This window comes from Algicola sagamiensis DSM 14643, assembly GCF_000374485.1.
In the GTDB taxonomy this organism is placed as follows: Bacteria; Pseudomonadota; Gammaproteobacteria; order Enterobacterales; family Alteromonadaceae; genus Algicola; species Algicola sagamiensis.
The window spans coordinates 169,681-189,185 of sequence record NZ_KB894499.1 but is presented as its reverse complement, the minus strand read 5'-3'; the positions used below and the strand labels follow the sequence as shown (position 1 = coordinate 189,185).

Below are 19,505 nucleotides of genomic sequence, written 5' to 3'. Positions count from 1 at the left end.
CTTGTTTGAAGAAGGATAAAGGAAGCTTATTGGCCTTTTACGACTTTCCAGCGGAGCACTGGCAACATATTCGAACGACAAATCCAATCGAGTCCGTGTTTGCGACGGTTCGTTTAAGAACCACGAAAAGTAAGCATGGTGGCAGTCGAAAAACGACACTGGCGATGGCTTATAAGCTGCTGGTAACCGCACAAAATAAATGGCGTCGATTGAGAGGCTACCGCCTTCTAGCTGATGTCATTGCAGGGATCGAATTCAAGGATGGAGAAAAAGTAACGTCGGGTGATCAACAGGATGCTGCATGATCATGTCATACACCAGATTTGACTATAGCTCTTTACAATTAAGCGAGGGTGTAGCAAAGGTATTTAGTACGAAACAACTCCCGTATCACTATGCATTGTTGAATACTGGAGAAATCGCATTTTGGGGCGATGGACAGTCACGCCTTGACTCTTATCAGCAGCAGATAACGCATATCTCACCATATGGTGAAGGTTACACAGTTATCCTTAAACATGGGACAGTCACAGGAAAACCAATTGTGACAACTGGTGTCGACTTTGGCGATAGCGTAAAATCAATCACAAATGGAGGATATGCGATATCGGTCGTGAAAAATGATGATACCGTTGTGACCATTGGACAGAGTGCCACTGATGTTGACGCATCAGTTCGATTCGTGAAAGTTGTCTCAGACAGTAAAGGTGGATTTGCAGGCATTGATTTTGATGGAAAAGTACATGTTTGGGGTAGAACAAATCTTACAAATGAAGTCTTTCACTCAAGAGCTGTAGATGTCTTTGGATCTGCGGTTGGTTTTGCGGTGTTACAAGAACATGGAGAACCTTACAACGATCCCATCCCTTTCTGGAACTCAGGCTTTAGACGGTAAAAAAGTAACAAAGTTTGTCGCTGGAGAGCAAGCATTTGCTGTTGTCATAGACAATACAACCGCGAAGATATTGCTGTCTGCAATAGGGCAAAACATACCAGATCTTTCGGTTGGAATAAAAAACATATTTCCTGTGCAGGAAGATATCTTCTTGGTTGAAAAGAGTAATGGCGATGTTGTTTCATTGGATGGGTCTATCATCTATGACTTTTCCACTGGGCCAGATTTTACAACGGGTATCTTTGACATTATTGGTGGTGTAGGGACCAATCATCATTTCATTGCTGTGATAAAGAATAATGGTGGTGTGACCTTGCTATAAAGTGGTGGGGCATTCGACCCAAATTCGATTTCAAATGAAATCAAAGAAGCATTGAAGCCAAGTGAGATGATTGTAAAAACCTCTTTATCAAAATAAGTACTAAAAAATTATCTCTCGCATTCACCAAATGCGAGAGATAACAATGAGAGAAGCTTTATTGTGGACGGTAGACCTTGACATGTTTATAGCCATTTTCATGAAGAAGTAATGCTTGCAATTTACTCATTACCCCACGATCACAATACAGGTAACATGGTTTATCTGATTGAGGTAAATCACCAAATTGTGTACTGAGCTTATAGAATGGAATATGGATGACTTCAACATCATCGAGCTCAAGAGGCGCTTCTTCTTCTTCTTCTGGTGAACGAATATCAATGACAAGCGCACCAGTTTCAAGCTTGGCGTGTTCTTCAACCTCACTGACTTCAGCGTCTGCCTCTTGCTCAATTGTCTTGATATCCATGATCTTCGCATTATAAACAACTTGATCAATAAGGGAGAGGTCGAACTTCGATTCTTCTTCTTCAACTTTAGAAAGAACGGCTTTTACAGTTGGTTTTTTGGAGATCACACCGCAATATTCTGGCATAGTACGAGCAAAATCTTCGGTACCAATTCGGCGAGCGGTATCAATGATTTCCTGTTTATCAAGGTGAATTAATGGACGCAAGATCAATGTATCTGTGACACGGTCAATCACATTGAGGTTGGTCAGTGTTTGACTGGAAACTTGACCGAGGCTTTCTCCAGTGACCAAGGCTTCGATTTGCATTTTTTCGGCAACTTTAGAAGCCGCACGCATCATCATTCTTTTTAACACAACCCCCATATGGCCGTTATCTATTTTCTCTAGGATCTCGGCAACGATGGGCTCAAAGTCAACGCTAATAAACTTGACGCGATGCGTTGAGCTAAATTTCTTCCATAAGAAGTGGGAAACTTGCTTCACACCGATTTCATGGGCAGCGCCACCGAGATTAAAGAAGCAATAGTGGACTCGCGCACCACGACGGATCATTTGATAAGATGCGACGCCTGAGTCGAAACCACCAGACATTAAAGACAAGACATCTTCCTGTGTGGGGATAGGAAACCCACCCAGACCACGGTGTGTTCCTGTGACGAGTAATAGCTTATCGTCTTTGATTTCTAATCGGATGGTGAGCTCAGGTTTGGATAATTTGACCTGTGCAGTCGGCACATTTTGATTAATGCCCCCACCGACATAACGCTCGACATCAGTTGAAGTAAAGTCATGTTTACCCGTTCTCTTTGCGCGAACGCAAAAGGTTTTTCCTACAACCGCTTCTTTCCAATACCCAAGTGTAATTTGTGCAATGTCATTCATATCTACATAAGGGAATGAAAGTACTTGTGAAAAGTGGATGATCCCTGAGACGTGCGCGATAGCTTCGATGACTTCGTTCGCTCTTGAATCATCAATATGTGGAAGGTAAATCGACAGGTTATCCCAGTTATTCTGAACCTGTGTTTTTTCATCCAGCCGACGTAGTACAATTTTCAAATTGGATTCAACTAATCGGGTAAAGCGCTTTCGAACAGATTTACTTTTGATAGTAATCTCAGGGTGTAACTTGACGATAAACTTCATGAAACGATGCCGTAAAAATGGATGCCAAAAAAATTTTGAGGATTATATCAGCATATGTACATTTGGGAAAATTAACCATGAACTTAGAGAGGACATTTGAAGGTGATCCTAGTTTCCGGGACAGACATTAATTGAGGGGCAGTAATTTTGTGACTGTCCTGACTTTAAGATTTAAATCGCGATTATAGCTTACTGCAATTCTCTAGATAGAGCTTGTAGAACTCAAGATCAGACATGACATCATTAAAGCCTTGGTCAAAGTCTTTTATGAGCTTCTGGCTACCTTTATTCATTTTTGAAAAGAGAAGATACCCTTTACTGATGATTGCTGGTTTTCTGTGTTTGACTATCCAACGCTTTTGATAAAAAGGGACCTGTTCAATATATACCTTTGCTGAGGCTTCATTCATGAGGGTTGTATCACCACGTTCTTTAAGTAATAAAGGAAAGTTCTTCTTCATTTCCGCGACAGAAATGTATTTAATTTTGTATTTGTTTAAAGCACGGTAAAACGCATCATTATATGTAAAGCCGCTATTAATAATGAGGCGCCTTTTCTTGAGATCAGAAAATGACTGCCAGTTGAGCGGAAAATCTTTATGGTAATAAAAATAAAGGACTTCAACGGCAACATGTTGTTTAGGAAATAAAAAATTAGCCCTCCTTTTAGGCTGGTCAAGCCAATGTCCTGTTGCGTTAAACTTTCCAGTTTGTGTTTCTAAGTATGCTTTTTCCCACGGCATAAAGAAAAATTCAACTTGATAGCCTTGGCTTTCGAAGATCATACGATACAGGGTTGATGCACATCCATAATCTGGTAGCTCTTTACCTGTAAATGGCGGAAATTCTCCCATAGCAATTGTCACTTGTTTATTTTTTTCAGCAAAAGAATCATGATTGTAAAGAATGCACCCGATTAGAATCAAAGCTCTCCATATCAACGTATTGAATTGCTGAGGAATATAAAACATGTGTTTTAAAGATTCGTGACAGATGACTAAAGTCTAGAAGATTGAAGGACAGTCATGAATAATTTTAGGATTGATGCCGTCTGTATATTGAACAGTTGAATTGATGAGCGACTTGCGTTAGGTTAGTGTACCAACGTCTCTTATAAGGATATTGATATGACTATGGCAAGGAAGAACCAAATCATTTTATCTGAAACACCTTTCTACCACTGTACTTCTCGTTGTGTTCGAGGTGCTTTTTTATGCGGTGAAGATCCTGAAAGTGGCAAGAACTATCATCATCGCAAACAATGGATTCTTGATCGCATTGCTCTGGCTGAGTCTTCATTTGCAATTGATATATGTGCTTATGCTGTTATGAATAATCATTTCCATATTGTTCTCAGTGTAGATGAGAGGGCTTGTGCAAAACTATCAGATAGAGAAGTTGCTGAGCGGTGGTTAAAGGTCTACCGTGGGAATAACTTGGTCAAGCATTGGATGGACAGAGGTTGTGAAGCACTGACTAAAGGTGAAAATGCGATTGTTGCCCATTGTCTCAAATCATGGCGAGGGCGCTTGGCAAGTATTAGTTGGTTTATGCGCGTTATTAATGAAAACATCGCTCGCAGGGCAAACCGTGAGGATAAATGTAAAGGTCACTTCTGGGATGGAAGGTTTAAAAGTCAAGCGCTTCTGGATGAAGCTGCACTCCTTGCCTGTATGGCGTATGTTGATCTTAATCCAGTCCGTGCAAAGCTAGCACAAACACCGGAAGATTCATCTTTCACTTCGATTCAAAGCAGAATTCGGGATAAGGTTCAACAAGGCTATAACTGTTTTATCGATATCAGTGAACAATCAACTCAACCCCAATTAATGCATTTCATGAAAAAAGCGTTGGAAGAACATGAGCCATCCATGACTTATTTGCCCTACCTAGAGACCGATTACTTTGAGCTGGTTGACTGGACGGGCAGAGCGATACGATCAGATAAACCAGGGTTTATTCCTGAACGTGTCAAACCAATCTTGGAGAGGCTAAATATTTGTTCTGATGAATGGGTAAAAACAATACCAGCCCTAGAAAAACGATTTCATCAATCAATAGGTATTGTTGATCGCATGAGAGCGTGGTGTGAAAGTGTCGGCTCACGATGGTGTAAGGGAATATCGAGCAGCAAAGCACTCTTCTTATCCTAGATTATTGGTCGGATTATTAAAGATAATTTTACGAATTAGGGTTACTATCGCTCTATTTGTCCCTTTTATAGCGATTATTGATTGTAACAGATTTCTATATGTTCTAATAGATACATCAATCGTTTTGGTTGGCTTCTATTTTATTAAAGATGACTCTTAATATTATGACTGTCCTATAAGAAGCTTGGACAGTCATAATCATTTAATAATTTATGATGACTGTCCTGAATATGTTTGTGAAATAATATAGCCCCTTCATAGGGACTATAGTGATTAAGATCTGAATTTTTCATTAAATTTCAATTTAAACAGACTTCTTAATTCAGATTAATCTTTGGTGCTTTCTGGTTGATCCCTGAAGCACCTTCTATTGTGATTTTTTTGCCACTTATTTGAATGGTACCATCTTTTTGCATTTTGATTGATGCGCTACCAGTCTGGATGATGATCTCCTTTCCAGCTTCAACTTTGAGGGTTTCACCGACCTTGAGTGTATCGTTTTTTGTGACCTCAGCGATACGGTCGTTGAGAACTTCATCTCTTTGGTCATTTTTGACATGTAGGTGATGGTCCTTCTCCGCTTGAAGGTAAAGCAGCTCCTTGCCTTTTGCATCCTCAAAACGGATTTCGTTGAAGTTATCTGTACTGCCTTCTTTTGTTGAATGACTTTTTATCCCACTTTGGGTTTTGTTTGCAGGTAAATCATAAGGTGGCATTAAATCAGCGTTGTATAATGCGCCACTAATAATGGGTTGATCAGGATCGCCATTAACGAATTCAATTAATACTTCTTGTCCAACACGTGGAAAGAAAAAAGCACCCCACTTATTTCCCGCCCAAGATTGTGCGACACGGATCCAGCATGAGCTAGTGGAGTCCGGCTTTCCATCTCGATCCCAGTCGAATTTAACCTTTACCCTGCCATAGTTGTCAATGTATTGCTCATCACCAGGATCTCCAGTGACTAAGGCCGTTTGGATCCCATAAATTAATGGCTTTGTAATTGCTTTTTGTGGTCGGTATGGGACTTCTTTTGGGACGCAACTAAATTGGTTGATATAGGGTGGCTCTGATGTGCTACTTTGCGCGGCCCCAGACTGATTCGGGGAGCTAGCATGAGTCGTCATTTCTGTGATGACAAATGTTTTACCGACCAACCTTGGATCATCATGCTCTTTGAAGGTGAACAACTTACCAACGCTAAAAGAGCGGCAGTCACTGGTTCCTGAATTTGCGTGCATATTTCGTTGCATTGCTTCAAGTTGTACTGAAGCATTACCAGATGCACGTTTATTGATCTCCGACTCTCCGTGATACTCAAAAATTTCTTGAATATCCTGTGTTGGAAGCTCGGATTTTTTCTGTTCACCTTCTGGATGTTTTTTAGGTTTTTCGAAATCGAACCCAGTGCTGGCATAACCACCTGGAGCAAGACTTAAACCTCCTTGCCAGGAGTCGACATGGGATTCAGCAAATGATCCTGTTGTTTGTGCGACTGATGCTTCTACACAGTCTTTGTAAACTGTCGTGTCATCAGCAAAAACAAGCTTGTGATCCCCTTGAGTATGTTCAAAGAAAAAGAATATCCCTTCTTGCTGAAATAGGCGACAAACAAAGTCATAATCAGACTCTTGGTATTGAACACAGTAATCGTATTTGGGATAACTTTTTTTTGCTTTGTTTTGAAATGTAACACCATGTTGACCAAACAGGTCTGACACAATATCGATTATCGTGACGTTTTGAAAGATACGGCAGTTTTGTCTAAAACGCATAGATGATGCAGTTGGGACAATCGTTGCACGATAATCGATGTAATTTTTTTTATTTGTAGAGTCCGAAATCCTAGAGCCGAGTGAAGTCAGGTGACTGACAACTCCGTTAAAATAGCGGTGTCCTTTGCCATTGGCATTGCGAAGGCTAATCGTGACTGGCTTTCCGACGAGATCTTCATGGGCAATCTGTGTATCTACAGTGAACATATTCGCACTAATGGTAAACAGATCGGAAATGCCTTCGTTTGCAGTAAAATGCGTCAAATAGAGCGTGTCTTTACCAGCAGGTGTTTGAATAGAGATGACGTTATTTTTTTGCGTTTCTTTTTGCATTCCATGCCTCTGAACAGTAGGGGAACAACAAAGCGCAGACACGGACGTGTCTGCGCAGGATAACAGAGGTCAAATTATAGTTGTTGACCTTTAACGCCACTGTAGCCGTATACAAGCGGTGCAGTTGCGTTGTTTTTGTCGTCAGTTGGTGTCACTGTCATCATCATTTCTGTGTAGCTGATAGTGATTGTTTCAACAGGACGATCACCTTGAACGGAAACACTATAGCTGGAGATCATTGCATCAGTAAGATCAATTTTCATGATTTCTTCAACTTTGTCGCCTTGCTTAGTGATGTGGAAAGTCGCAGGTTGACCTTTACCAATCGTAGACTCTTTGAAAAGGTCAGGAGACGCTTTATCCTGAAGTTTTGTGATCATCACTTGACCAAGACGAGCAGCACTTGCTTCACGATCCATCGCTGTTCCAGTGTGCGCAGAGATTTCACGGCTCACATTCCAGTCAAGAGAAAGAACAGTGATCATGTCCTTGAAAGATTCTGCTGTCGCTTCACCTTTGATAGAACCGTATTTTAGGTAAGTATTAGCTTGCATTAATATGCTCCTTTTTTAAATATTATCCATTGTTTCACTGAATGGACTTATCAATTCTTCTGATGAATGATTTTGGAGGATTTGTTATCTTTTTGATGCGAAGAGGTTGTTTTTAGAAAAATTCCCTTTGCTTAGAAAGATGTTCCTTCAAAAAAATTGTCATACCAGCGGGTCGAGATTGTAGCTAAAATCGTAATATAAAACAATACCTAAAACTCTTTTTAACCACAATACTCAACTTTGCAAATCTAAGATAACGATATGTTGATATTACTACTTTCTACTGATAAATGAACACTGGTTAACGGCTTACTTTCTGCCATATTTCGCAGCACTGTTTCTGAGATGAGTGGCAAGATGTCATTTTGCAGAATATTGTTAACATTTCTTGCGCCTGAATTTGCATCTGTGCAGTGGGCAACAATATGATCAAGCAGGCTTTCATCATAACTAAACGTTGCCTGATAGTGACGATCAATACGTTTCTCAATCTTACCTAGCTGAATACGCGTAATGTCCTTGATGATCTCCTGACTGAGTGGCAGGTAAGGGATCATATTGATTCGTCCTAGAAATGCTGGCTTGAACACTGCTAATAAGTCCTCTTTTAATGCTTTTTGGAGTCCAGTGATACTTGGTGCTGTTTCCGGGTCATCGAACAGGTTCATTGTCGTGTCTGTCCCGACATTGGATGTCATTATGATGATGGTATTTTTGAAATCGATATCTCGACCTTCACCGTCTTTAATCATCCCTTTGTCGAACACTTGATAGAAGATATCTTGCACGCCTGGATGTGCTTTTTCGATTTCATCGAGTAGTACCACACTGTATGGCTTTCTGCGAACAGCTTCGGTCAATATCCCACCTTCGCCATAACCGACATACCCCGGTGGTGAGCCAAGGAGCAACGATACTTTGTGTTCTTCTTTGAACTCGGACATGTTGATGACTGTAACACTATCCTCACTGCCATAGATCTCGTTTGCAAGCGCAAGGGCGGTTTCTGTTTTACCTACACCACTCGGCCCTGTGAGCATGAATATGCCATTTGGGCGACTTTCGTCCGCAAGTTGAGCGCGGGAGGTTTGTACTGTTTTAGCGATAAGGTTGAGAGCATGATCCTGACCAACAACACGTTTCTTCATATTTTCCGCTAAATGAAGAACCGCGTGGATTTCATCCTCACACATTTTTCCAACAGGTATGCCTGTCCAATCTGCAATGACTTGCGCAATCAGGTCCTCGTCTACTTGCCAGTGAACCATATTTGAATCATATTCAGCCATGCAGGCTTTTGCTTCATTCAATTCTTCAATTAATGTGCCTTTATCAGCATCTTCTGACTGGAGTTGCTCAAATCGTTCTGAAATTGTTTTGATATGTGCAATCTCAGCTTCCCATTGTGCTTGAAGTGGGTTCAATTGTGTTTCAGACTCTTTCAATTGCTGATTGAGGGTGGCAATTGCTTCTGCGTGATCAAGCCCTGTGTTTTGCTCGCGTGTGAGCATATCGATTTCGTCTTGTATGCACTGTTGATGACGATGGAGTTGTTCAATCTCTCCTGGTGTGGAGGCTTGGCTCATCGCAACACGGGCACATGCAGTGTCCAAAAGGCCAACTGCTTTGTCTGGAAGCTGGCGACCACTAATGTAACGATGTGAAAGGTTTACTGCGGCTTCTAATGCTTTTTGCGAAATAAAGACGCTATGATGTCTCTCCATGACTGGCACAAGACCACGTAACATGTGAATCGCTTTTGCTGGTTCTGGCTCATCAACTTTGACTACCTGGAAACGACGAGCAAGTGCAGCATCTTTCTCAAAATATTTTTTGTATTCAGCCCAGGTTGTGGCTGCGATCGTGCGTAATTCACCACGTGCTAAAGCTGGTTTAAGCAGATTTGCTGCATCATTTTGTCCGGCCTGTCCGCCACTACCTATCATCGTGTGTGCTTCATCAATGAATAAAATAATTGGCTGTGAAGATGATTTGACTTCATTGATGAGTGATTTCAGGCGATTTTCAAATTCACCTTTCATGCCAGCGCCGGCTTGTAAGAGGGCGAGATCCAACGTGTGGATTTTCACATTCTTGAGCGCCTCAGGAACATCCTGAGCTGCAATGCGAAGTGCTAACCCTTCAACAACAGCAGTTTTACCAACACCAGCTTCACCGGTCAAAATTGGATTATTCTGGCGACGGCGAGTCAGTATGTCGATCATTTGACGAATTTCATTATCGCGCCCTAGAATTGGATCGATTTTTCCATTCTTCGCTTGTGCAGTCAGCTCGACTGTAAATTGATCAAGACTTGGTGTCTTGCTTGGGCCTCCAGTCGGAGTATTCTGTGCATTTGCAGCAGAAGGTGCAGAAAGCTCTTTTGACTGCTGCTGTATTTGAGGCCAAGCGTGAAGTAGTTCAGAGGGTTCAATTTTAAGCAGCCCACGTGCATGGCGAGTGACAAGGGAAGAAAGCGCATCATCATTGAGTAATCCAAAAATTAAATAAGCGCTTCGAATTTGTTGATCGTTAAATTCGATACTTGTGTGTAACCAAGTTTGTCTCAGGAGTGTAACAAGGTGTGGGGAAAGGCTTGGTGCTGCAGCATTACCTGTTTTTTTTCGCTCAAGTGCTTCATTTAAATCAGCTTCTAGCTGAGCGTTATCAATATCAAAATGATTGAGGATCAAACGGACATCATCCAGATCCTGTTCCAGCATTGCCTTGAGCCAGTGTTCTATTTCGACAGTAAAATGACTGCGACTGTGGCAAAGTGCTGCGGCTGCTTCCAAACTTCTACGGCAGTCAGAAGACAACTTTTCTACGAGTTTATTCAGTGTCATCGATGACATCTCTGTTTTCCTTGTTCGTTATTCTAAGATCGAAGATAGACGGTATAGGACTTGTCGCGGTTTTGCTTACGGGTTTCCAGAATGCCGCCTTGACCAAGTCTGGATGATGAATTGCCTAATGCTGCGACAGGTAAATATTTTGTTTTTGTGATCAGTTTTATTTTTCTGCTGACGAGGTGGCCAAGATAAATATCTAACAGTGATTGAAGCGTCGTGTGAAATTTACCCGAAGGGAGCAGCGTTCTTGCTTTATTTTCATCATCGCAAGAGATCACGATTGCTATCGCTGTATTGATGTCCCAAAAGGATTTACCAATAGATGCATCGACACCAAGTCTCGCATGTTGTCCTTCAGGTAGCATTCTACCTGCAAGGCGGGTTTGCTCACTCGGATCTAAGGACAGCCACTTTCCGACGAATTGTTCGACTTCAACATCACATTCCAAATAGTAACGAAGGAGTTGAATTAGTCCTTGTGCACTGGGGACTGGACGTTGGAGTAACCCTGCCATATGGAGGTGGGTATCTGTCTTTCCACGCGCTAGATGAGACAAAGCAACAGTATGTGGATCGTCATAATCAAGCCCACGCATGTTATAGCCAATGGCTTGACGATATTTTTTCCAGGCCCGGTAATAGAGAGAAATCAGCCGGTGATTAAATAGGTCAAAAAAGTCTCGCATTGCTGTGTCTTTTAGGCGGATCCGCTCCAGCATCAGTTCACTGTAATGTTGTGGTAAGGCGGCATTTGGTCCTGTCAGTCCAAAAAAAGAAATATCGAAGGTTGCACAATGATAAGAGCCTTTACCACTTTTTATTGCTACATTGGTCAATGGGTTTCCAGGAAAACCAAGGTGTTGAACACTACGAAATCGGATCAGCTCGTCAGTTGGGATCGCATCATAGCCAACCTGACGGTACTGAGATTTGGGTGTCTTTAGCTGCCGTTCGACCAAAAAGACAGCTTGGTAAAAATCGTATCGTTCTGTACGCTGTTCTAAATCCGAAAAGATCATAGTAATGGAATATTTCCTGCTCTTGCCGGCCAAGTGTGATAGATCACATCTTGGTCTTTAAACTTGATTTTTAAACGGGTAAAACTGTTAATACTGGCGAACATTGAGAAAAAATGATCGAGCACATTGGCAAAGAAGAATAACCCACTACCGGAGAAGTCATCGTGGCTAAAGGTTAATAATATTTCTGAACCACTGGCAAAGCAGATATGGCCATTTCGAGGTAATCTTGACGTTGTTGCATAAATTGAAACGTCATGAATGTTATCTATAAATGCATGCGTTTCCTGAGTCGCTTTGAAGTCATACAAACGGAGGACTTCTTTCAATCGATGAACTGCATCAGGACCGGAAAATGTGTTTAAGCTTAAGTGACTAATCAGCTGCCACTTCGTTGCATCACCAAGCGTTGGTCGAACTGCATGGGTTGGGGCAACTAGACACTTGATATGTTTAATCGTGTCCACGTATGAATTTGGGAAAAACATGGATTCATCGCCAGATGTTGATAATGTTGCTGGCAGATTGCGATTACTACAGAGTGCTTTCACTTTGACATGCCAAGTTGAACCATCAGTTGCCGGGGTGAGTTCTTTTTGTTCAGAATCGACAAACGATAAATAAGTGTCTGTCCCAATACTCTGATCCCCCCTGGACCATTGAGAGGACTCTCTACGAATTTGCCAAAAAATTTGTGCGTCATGTTGATATTTAGGATGTGTCTGTCCATAAAAAGGCTTAACGGTGTAGCTATTTTGTTTTTGGTCGTAAGCTGTTACATCCTGAACTTGGATCACTTCAAAGGAAGATGCACTTTGGTACTGAGCGGCGAGCTTATATTCGTACTGGCTGATTTCTATTGGTACATTCTCAAGCTCTTTTTCAAATAAATTGATAATAGGTACACAACCTAATACGAAGTTTTCGCTTGTAATTTGCTTTTCCAGTTCGTTAGAGCTTTTGTCAAAATAAAAATACAACTGGCACTTCGAGTCATTCTTTGGAAGATAGGGTTTGATTTTATCCAGTTGGAAAAACATAAACTTCTCTGGAAATAGAAAGTTTTCAACTAGGATACGATAGCCATCAGCCATTCTCGCTGAGTAGGGAATAGACGCTTCTTCAGCACCAAAGCCGACATCCGATAAATGAGTAAGTGGAATATAAGAATGATCCCCGGTACTTTCTTCCTCAATGGCAATGCCAATGCAATGTTTGAAAATCAACTCATAAACTTTGTATTTCTGATGCGGTTGCCCATTGATATACACCTGTAGTTTATCCATATTTGTATCGTAAAGAGACACATCTGGATACTCTCCTTGAAGCTCAACTTTAATCATCGACTTTGCTGGGGTATGTCCCAAACAGGGCGGGGCGGTAAATGGTGCGTTATGAAACGAAGCGTTCGTGATTTCAATTGGCCATAAGTAGTTATCACTTGTTGTTCTGAAATAACAAGTACTCACTTCTGTACTGGTACTTTCTAATGAGGTTCCCCGCTTTAGGGTCACACCCGTTGTTGAAAGGTGCTCAGTGGTCATTTTGATGACTGACATGGAAGGGATTGGAGCATGATAATCGGGGTACATTTGTACCATCATGGCATCGGTTAACTCAGGAAAGCTATCATCCAACTTTTGACGAATTTGTGCCGTCAAAAATGCAAAAGACTCGATGAGGCGAGAAACATGAGGGTCTTCCACTTGTTCATCAGTAAGGTGAAGTCTTCCTGCAACTTTTGGGTATTTTTCTGCAAAATTTGCCCCCATTTGACGGATATAGGCAAGTTCTCGATTGTAGTACTTTAACAGTTCATCATTCACACACGCGATTCCTTTATCTTCATCGTCAAATTGACGGGCTCAACTTCCGAATCAAAACTAATAAACTCGGGGTCTGGATCAGCAAAAAGAATGGCGCTGATCTTCAGACGCATAATGCGATCCAAAGGAAGTGATTCATCTGGAATCGTGACTTCCACTTCCATAAAACGAGGTTCGAACCTGAGAAGGGCAACTCGAACATATTCACACAGTTGTTCTCGACCTTCACTACTACTGACCTGCATCGTCGAAAAGTCTGGAAGGCCATATGTGAGCGTTGATGTTGATAACTCCTCATATTCTTCAGGCCAAGTATGCCAATGGATGCGAGAGTTGAGCAAAGCTTCCAGATCGCGTTTCACACTTGCTCTTAATTGACGGATATTCACACCAGGTTGGCGCAGTGGCACCGTCTGATTTTCCGGATCATTGTCAAGTAGGCGATCGAGTATTGATGGTTGGACTTGGTGCTCTGAACGTGCTCGCATCATGTCTCCTTTAATTAATCTGATGTTTCTTCTGCACTGATCACTTCAATTTGATGAAGTGGTACCGCATCATCGTTGATTAAGAAGGTTTTCATGCCTCTTCCCTGATAGACATCTTCAGCCAGCTCGTGCCAGTCAGTCTCTTTTGCTAGGTTTTGCATTTCAGAATCATGGTGTACATAAGTAACAGGTAAATGTGCCTGTCCTGAAGGACCATCCTTGATATTTATTTCAACACGTAACCAGAAGTGTTCGAGGAAGTTTTGTGCAGGTTTTAGCGTTAAAGACTCGATTTCATCGAAACGAGCTAGGTAGTATTTACCATTTGTACCAAACAGCTCTAAATAGCCACACAAAGTGTCATCAATATCTCTGATCTCAGTGACAGGTTTACCGTTAATCAGGAGGGAAACAGTCTTTCTTTGTGCTTCTAATGCTTCTGCTGATGTTTGAATAACGGCTTTGTCTTGCTCGATAGTTGCTAGGTGGAGATCCAAAAAGGCCTGATCGTGTTCATCAGTCTCATGGAAAAGTTCAGGTGTTGCTTTGCCCGCGTGAAAATCAAGGCGGCTCTGCTGTGCTCGGATTAATTGACGAAGGTTGATTGCACCCACAGCATATTCTGGCTTTTTCTGGACCATATAGTCGAGTTGTTTGTCGGCTCTTTCCAGCTCGTTATTCAGGCATAGCAGTTCGATAAAGCGGCTGCGAAGATCAAAGTTCACTGGGTCATCTTTTAAAGAAGTCTCGCAGGTTGTGATGGCTTCCTCAAGTTGACCAGTCTGAATAAATTGTTGAATTTCCTTCATATAAAACCTGTTTTTTAATTCATGTGCTTTGGAGTCAACTCGGTGACCATGCGAATACTTGAGATCATCTGATCGAGTTGAAAATGGGGCTGTAGCTGTAATACAGAATAATAATGGCCGGGCCGAGACGCATGTTCTCGGACAGTCACTTTTGCGTCACTGAGCGGGTAACGGCTGCGAACTTCTTCCGAGGCAGAGTCGGAGGCCGTGGTATATTGGTTTATCCAAGACTGGAGGTCACGCTCACAAGACTGCGCTGTTGCGTAAGATCCGATGCGTTCACGGCTTAAGATTTTGATATAGTGTGCAAACCTGGAAACACAGAGAACATACTGCAACATTGCGGAGATCTTTGCATTTACAGTTGCAGAAAGTGAATCATATCGTTGTGGCTTTTGTGCAGACGCATTGCTATAAAATGCAACGAATCCACTATTTGGTACTGGAGAGACAGGAATAAACCCTAGATTTGAAAGCTCTTTTTCCTGACGTTCGGTCACCAGCAGATCCACAGGTGCTTTCGGACACTTCTGATAAATATCTGTCTCAAATGGTGCTTGTGCCAAATTGCTCACAATTCCTTTTTTCATTTGTCCTGGTTGTAGTCCACGGATGTGTCCAAACCAACCGGATTCACAAAAAGCGCGGATCAGAGTGACCGCAAAAGGGTAGGCTGCGTTTCCCCAAAGCATATGTTTGCTTGAGTTCGTTGTTTGCTCTCTAAATTTGAACGCTTCTTTCCTTGTGTCGTCGTCAATATAAGGCTCTCGCAAAAGGACTCGGGGAACAGTGAGACCCAAAAACCGAGATTCTTCCATCTCTCTTAGCCGATTCCACTTAACATAGTTTGATTGCTCAAATTGACGGGATAAATTCATGTGATATCCCAATTCAGCATAATGTGAAACGCCAAACAATTCAGGAGAAGCAGCAGTAATAAAAGGGACAAATGCCGCGGCGCAAGTTCTCGTCACTTCTGAGAGCGTGTCTAAATCATGATGGGAAAGGCCAGATCTGGGTAAGTGGCTGATTTCGTAGTCCCCAATTAATACACCAAACGGTTCACCACCAGGATTATCGAATTCATTTTGATAGACATGCTTGAAGAAAGCGCTTTGATCAAAGTCAATTGCGCGCCCCATATCTTTACTGAGTGATGCCCAGCAGCAATTGAGAAGTTTGACCTTAACTTGATTGTCTCGGTCATATTGATCAGCTTCGCCGGTCAAACTATGGAGACTGCGCCAACTGGATTCAAGTTTTTGAAATCGCTCATGATGAAGAATTTCGTTGACTTGTTGTTCCAGCTGGCAATCAATTTGATTGATCAAACGCAGAATGAGCTGCGTGGCTTTCTCTTGTGCCTTGCGGTTTGCATGCGTGCTATCCGGATATTGATTTGCAAAAGAATCACTGGCATCAGTTGTAAGATCCGCGTAGACTCGAGCTGCTTTGCGCAGCCCTGTCTGTTTCAAAATCGAATCTAACGATGCGTTATCAGAGAGATCAACCCCATTATCTGTTGCAGGTTGAAATTCGTCATGCGTATCAATAAACGTAAAATTATCAGCACTCAATGCATCATTCCTTTGCTTGTGAACAATTAGCTACCCATTTCAGGGATTTTTGCAACTAACCTGAGTGATGTTGTGAGCTCTTCCATCTGGAGCCAAGGTCTCAACCAGGCAACAGCATTGTATGAACCAGGCGCACCAGGAATTTCTTTCACCTGTACCTTTGCGTCAGCAAGTGGGTATTTGGCGCGAATGTCCTGGCCACCGCCTTCAGATGCGTTGACGTAAGTGAGGATCCAGCGTTGTAGCCATGCTTCAACATCTTCAGCTTCCATGAAGCTTCCGATCTTGTCACGTGCCATCACTTTTAAGTAATGTGCAAAACGTGATGTTGCCATCATATATGGCAGACGAGCGGAAATCGCAGCATTTGCTGTTGCATCCGGGTTGTCGTAGATTTTTGGCTTCTGGCAAGTTTGTCCACCGAAGAAAACGGCATAATCGGTATTCTTGTAATGGCAGAGCGGCAAGAAACCAAGTTTACTCAATTCTGCTTCCCGGCGATCGGTAATACCGATTTCTGTCGGGCACTTCAGATCAGGATCGCCATCATCACTGGTGAAAATATGTGTTGGAAGACCGTCTACACGACCACCACCTTCTGCCCCACGGATAGCTGTACAAAACCCATATTCAGAAAATGCCTTGGTTAGGTTTGTCGCCATCGCATATGCTGCATTCGTCCAGCAGTACTTATCGTGGTCTGTCGTTGATGTCTGTCCTGTATGTGGATCAACATCAAATTCTTCGTAACGGAACTCTTCAACTGGTTTTGTGCTTTCACCATACGGAAGACGCGCAAGTACGCGTGGCATCGTCAATGAGACGAAACGAGAATCATCGCTTTCACGGAATGAACGCCACTTTGTGTACTCCAATGATTCGAAGACTTTTTCTAGATCACGTGGTTTGCTCAGTTCTGTCCAGCTATCAAAACCAAATAATGATGGTGAAGATGCAGAAATGAACGGGCAGAAACCTGCTGCTGCAACATTCGACATTAATCCCAGTGTTTCAATGTCTTCTGGGTGATTCGTGAATTCATAATCACCGACAAGCGCGCCGTATGGTTCACCACCTGGTGTGCCGAATTCAGATTCATACACTTTTTTGAAGATCTGACTCTGATCGAATTCAACGGCTTTGCTTAAATCTTTGTGAAGTTCTTTTTTGTTTAAACTCATCACCCGGATCTTCAACGATGCATTTGTCTCTGAATTGTTGATCAAGTGATGCAGGCCACGCCATGAACCTTCTAGTTTTTGGAATTTTTCATGGTGCATGATTTCAGCAAGCTGTTTGGAAATCGCTGTATCAATGACTTCAATCGCTTCGTTAAAAGTCACAGTCAGGTTTTTGTTCCAACGAACAGTCCCTTTGAGTGCTTCTTCAGTCAACGTTTTGAGGAGTTCTTCTGCACGAGAGCTTTCAGTTTGTTTTGTTGCACCAATTGCTTGGTCGAGTAATGAAAATGATTGTTCTTCAGCAAGTTGGCCTTCTTGTGCTAACGCTTCCGTGGTCATGCTTCACTCTCCTCAACGTTGAGTTCTTTTGCGAGTTGGTCAAGGTGTTGTGTATTGCTTAGAACGTCTTCAAGAATATTTTCCAGTTCTTCAGAGCGGTCAACCTTCGTCATGAGGTCACGAAGTTTGTTTCGAGTTTCCATGAGTTTGCTGAGGGGTTCAACTTGATTTACGATTGCCGCAGGTTCGAAGTCGTTTAGGGATTTAAAGCTCAAATCAACAGCAATCTCGGAATCATCGTCTGCCAACGTATTCTTGACTTTGAAGTTCAATGTTGGGTTCATTCGCTTTAATACATCGTTAAAGTTATCACGATCGATTTGAATGAATCGTCTGTCCTTCAGAGGCTTCAGTGCTTCTTTATTGTCCCCAGAGAAATCACCAATGACACCAACGACGAAAGGGAGTTCCTTTTCTACTGTAGTGCCTTCTGTTTCAACATCATATGTGATGTGGACGCGTGGCTTGCGAACACGTCTGAGTTTGTCATGGATGCTCATTTTGAACTCCTTTCCTTTTATCAATTATTCTACTCGTCGACTTTGATACCGGAGAGCTTGAAATAGCCCGAACGTGCATCTTGGTCTGAAATTAATTCTTGTAATAAATCTGGCAGCGGCATATCGCTCCAACGGATCACTTGTTCCAGTGCGTAGGACATGGGAGAGTGAGGCTCGGTTTTACGAAAATACTCTGCAGTACTTTTAAGTGACGCAATCGCTTGGTTTCTGGATTGAATGGCGAACTCGATTGGATCAATGTCTTGAACTTGTGACTGAACGACAGTTGTTGATGCTGCTGTACTTTCTTCACCCTCTGTGTCATCAGCTTGTGGCGTTTCTGGTGCTGGTTGAGACGTTCGGTGCATTTCAAGGCGATCACCGACGAGATGTGTGATGGCCTGTTGGCAAAGTTCAAGTGTTTTTTTGATATACGAGGTGGGTTGTGGCTCACCAATGGCATCATCCATTGCTTGGCTCAGACGCTGATAGCTGTCCAATGCCTGCTGAATTTCCTGTTCAAGCTCAAGGAAGAACTCAGTCGGGGTTTCCTTCACACTCTGTTCAATATCCGCTAAAGTTACCGCGCCATTTTCAGCACGTCTTGCGCGTTTTTCTTCATCGAGTCTTTGTAGATCGACGGCGCGTTCATATTCCCAAAGAGAGTAGGGGCCAAGTGAACCGCCAACGGTTAATGGGATACTTTTAATCGGCAGGATCAAAGCACCTTCGCTTTCATAACCATTGAGTCCAGCCAGTGGAGAAACACGTTCCGATAAGTCCCCGTCGTCTGGATCTGGCATAGGATACAGCGTATCCCAAAATTGCTCTATCAAAGTCGTTGCAAGTTCAAATCCAGCAGTCATCCCCGGGAAACCATCAAGACGACACAAGGCTTCAATCAACCACGCGGCCAGTTCTAAATCTTTGCTTTGTTCTTGTAGAACTGTTGGGATCTGTTCAACGAGTGGGCGCCAATCACGGATAACGGACAGGATACTTTCTTCATCAATCAGTGCATTTCTTTCATTAGCTCGAAGGGTATTACGAATATCCTTGAGTGTGTAATAAGCTGAGGTTGGCGATATATCCTGTCTGAGGTCTTCTCCGGTTACAGCATCTTCTGAAATTGGTAATATCAGTTGTGGGACATCGATCATATAAATCCCTGACCTTATTGGTTTCCATGAGTTAAACAACGCAGGCTATGATAATTAATTTCGAATGTAATAACAATCATTAACAAGCCTAATTCTTTTGTTATTTG

At 42.4% G+C, this 19,505-nt stretch carries 17 protein-coding genes; 4 read left to right on the top strand and 13 right to left on the bottom strand.

The genetic code is table 11. From position 1 onward, the window contains the following. From C505_RS0114030 to C505_RS24380, 3 genes are all read left to right on the top strand, one after another. The coding region (locus C505_RS0114030; RefSeq protein WP_018693258.1) for a transposase at nt 1-305 on the top strand (305 nt) is incomplete at its 5' end. Between the two features lie 2 nt (nt 306-307). Then, on the top strand, nt 308-895 hold the full coding sequence (locus tag C505_RS0114025; protein WP_157369048.1) for a hypothetical protein: 588 nt from the start codon (nt 308-310) through the stop codon (nt 893-895). Further along, a complete protein-coding gene (locus C505_RS24380; RefSeq protein ID WP_157369046.1) occupies nt 840-1,217 on the top strand; it encodes a hypothetical protein in 378 nt (125 codons plus the stop codon). Before C505_RS0114025 ends, C505_RS24380 begins: the two co-directional genes overlap by 56 nt. A 154-nt stretch (nt 1,218-1,371) precedes the next feature. On the opposite strand, the gene thiI is transcribed toward C505_RS24380, so the two are convergent. Then, the gene (gene thiI, locus C505_RS0114015) at nt 1,372-2,832 is read right to left on the bottom strand and encodes a tRNA uracil 4-sulfurtransferase ThiI (RefSeq protein ID WP_018693255.1); all 1,461 of its coding nucleotides are present in this window, start codon (nt 2,830-2,832) and stop codon (nt 1,372-1,374) included. Between the two features lie 182 nt (nt 2,833-3,014). Further along, the gene (locus C505_RS0114010; RefSeq protein ID WP_169337048.1) at nt 3,015-3,686 is read right to left on the bottom strand and encodes a substrate-binding periplasmic protein; all 672 of its coding nucleotides are present in this window, start codon (nt 3,684-3,686) and stop codon (nt 3,015-3,017) included. Nucleotides 3,687-3,959: 273 nt separating this feature from the next. On the opposite strand from C505_RS0114010, the gene C505_RS0114005 reads away from it, so the two are divergent. Next, nucleotides 3,960-4,985 (top strand): hypothetical protein, encoded by a 1,026-nt coding sequence (locus C505_RS0114005; RefSeq protein ID WP_018693253.1) that lies wholly within the window; start codon nt 3,960-3,962, stop codon nt 4,983-4,985. Between the two features lie 317 nt (nt 4,986-5,302). Here C505_RS0114005 and tssI read toward each other — a convergent pair whose 3' ends face one another. The 11 genes from tssI to tssA form a co-directional block, all read right to left on the bottom strand. Beyond that, nucleotides 5,303-7,093 (bottom strand): type VI secretion system tip protein TssI/VgrG, encoded by a 1,791-nt coding sequence (tssI, locus tag C505_RS0114000; RefSeq protein WP_018693252.1) that lies wholly within the window; start codon nt 7,091-7,093, stop codon nt 5,303-5,305. Between the two features lie 74 nt (nt 7,094-7,167). Further along, entirely contained in the window at nt 7,168-7,647 is a 480-nt protein-coding gene (locus tag C505_RS0113995) for an Hcp family type VI secretion system effector (RefSeq protein WP_018693251.1), read from the bottom strand. 248 nt (nt 7,648-7,895) lie between these two features. Beyond that, entirely contained in the window at nt 7,896-10,502 is a 2,607-nt protein-coding gene (tssH, locus tag C505_RS0113990; RefSeq protein WP_018693250.1) for a type VI secretion system ATPase TssH, read from the bottom strand. 23 nt (nt 10,503-10,525) lie between these two features. Beyond that, nucleotides 10,526-11,518, bottom strand: coding sequence for a type VI secretion system baseplate subunit TssG (tssG, locus tag C505_RS22435; RefSeq protein WP_018693249.1), 993 nt, complete (start codon nt 11,516-11,518; stop codon nt 10,526-10,528). Further along, nucleotides 11,515-13,344, bottom strand: coding sequence for a type VI secretion system baseplate subunit TssF (gene tssF / locus C505_RS0113980; protein WP_018693248.1), 1,830 nt, complete (start codon nt 13,342-13,344; stop codon nt 11,515-11,517). Before tssF ends, tssG begins: the two co-directional genes overlap by 4 nt. Then, entirely contained in the window at nt 13,341-13,832 is a 492-nt protein-coding gene (gene tssE / locus C505_RS0113975) for a type VI secretion system baseplate subunit TssE (RefSeq protein WP_018693247.1), read from the bottom strand. Before tssE ends, tssF begins: the two co-directional genes overlap by 4 nt. A 14-nt stretch (nt 13,833-13,846) precedes the next feature. Next, nucleotides 13,847-14,641, bottom strand: coding sequence for a type VI secretion system accessory protein TagJ (locus tag C505_RS0113970; RefSeq protein WP_018693246.1), 795 nt, complete (start codon nt 14,639-14,641; stop codon nt 13,847-13,849). 14 nt (nt 14,642-14,655) lie between these two features. Further along, nucleotides 14,656-16,218 (bottom strand): type VI secretion system contractile sheath large subunit, encoded by a 1,563-nt coding sequence (gene tssC / locus C505_RS0113965; RefSeq protein WP_018693245.1) that lies wholly within the window; start codon nt 16,216-16,218, stop codon nt 14,656-14,658. 26 nt (nt 16,219-16,244) lie between these two features. Beyond that, a complete protein-coding gene (tssC, locus tag C505_RS0113960; RefSeq protein WP_018693244.1) occupies nt 16,245-17,738 on the bottom strand; it encodes a type VI secretion system contractile sheath large subunit in 1,494 nt (497 codons plus the stop codon). Then, a complete protein-coding gene (tssB, locus tag C505_RS0113955) occupies nt 17,735-18,238 on the bottom strand; it encodes a type VI secretion system contractile sheath small subunit (RefSeq protein ID WP_018693243.1) in 504 nt (167 codons plus the stop codon). Before tssB ends, tssC (C505_RS0113960) begins: the two co-directional genes overlap by 4 nt. Before the next feature lie 29 nt (nt 18,239-18,267). Next, nucleotides 18,268-19,398, bottom strand: coding sequence for a type VI secretion system protein TssA (tssA, locus tag C505_RS0113950; protein WP_018693242.1), 1,131 nt, complete (start codon nt 19,396-19,398; stop codon nt 18,268-18,270). Between the last annotated feature and the right edge of the window lie 107 nt (nt 19,399-19,505).

Excerpts from the sequence above, each read along its gene's own strand:
- tssI (WP_018693252.1), bottom strand. The coding sequence starts at position 7,093 with ATGCAAAAAGAAACGCAAAAAAATAACGTCATCTCTATTCAAACACCT.
- C505_RS0113970 (WP_018693246.1), bottom strand. The coding sequence starts at position 14,641 with ATGAAGGAAATTCAACAATTTATTCAGACTGGTCAACTTGAGGAAGCC.
- tssG (WP_018693249.1), bottom strand. The coding sequence starts at position 11,518 with ATGATCTTTTCGGATTTAGAACAGCGTACAGAACGATACGATTTTTAC.
- C505_RS0114005 (WP_018693253.1), top strand. The coding sequence starts at position 3,960 with ATGACTATGGCAAGGAAGAACCAAATCATTTTATCTGAAACACCTTTC.
- C505_RS0114010 (WP_169337048.1), bottom strand. The coding sequence starts at position 3,686 with ATGGGAGAATTTCCGCCATTTACAGGTAAAGAGCTACCAGATTATGGA.
- tssC (WP_018693244.1), bottom strand. The coding sequence starts at position 17,738 with ATGACCACGGAAGCGTTAGCACAAGAAGGCCAACTTGCTGAAGAACAA.
- tssE (WP_018693247.1), bottom strand. The coding sequence starts at position 13,832 with ATGCGAGCACGTTCAGAGCACCAAGTCCAACCATCAATACTCGATCGC.
- tssB (WP_018693243.1), bottom strand. The coding sequence starts at position 18,238 with ATGAGCATCCATGACAAACTCAGACGTGTTCGCAAGCCACGCGTCCAC.
- C505_RS24380 (WP_157369046.1), top strand. The coding sequence starts at position 840 with ATGGAGAACCTTACAACGATCCCATCCCTTTCTGGAACTCAGGCTTTA.
- thiI (WP_018693255.1), bottom strand. The coding sequence starts at position 2,832 with ATGAAGTTTATCGTCAAGTTACACCCTGAGATTACTATCAAAAGTAAA.
- tssH (WP_018693250.1), bottom strand. The coding sequence starts at position 10,502 with ATGTCATCGATGACACTGAATAAACTCGTAGAAAAGTTGTCTTCTGAC.
- tssA (WP_018693242.1), bottom strand. The coding sequence starts at position 19,398 with ATGATCGATGTCCCACAACTGATATTACCAATTTCAGAAGATGCTGTA.
- C505_RS0114025 (WP_157369048.1), top strand. The coding sequence starts at position 308 with ATGTCATACACCAGATTTGACTATAGCTCTTTACAATTAAGCGAGGGT.
- C505_RS0113995 (WP_018693251.1), bottom strand. The coding sequence starts at position 7,647 with ATGCAAGCTAATACTTACCTAAAATACGGTTCTATCAAAGGTGAAGCG.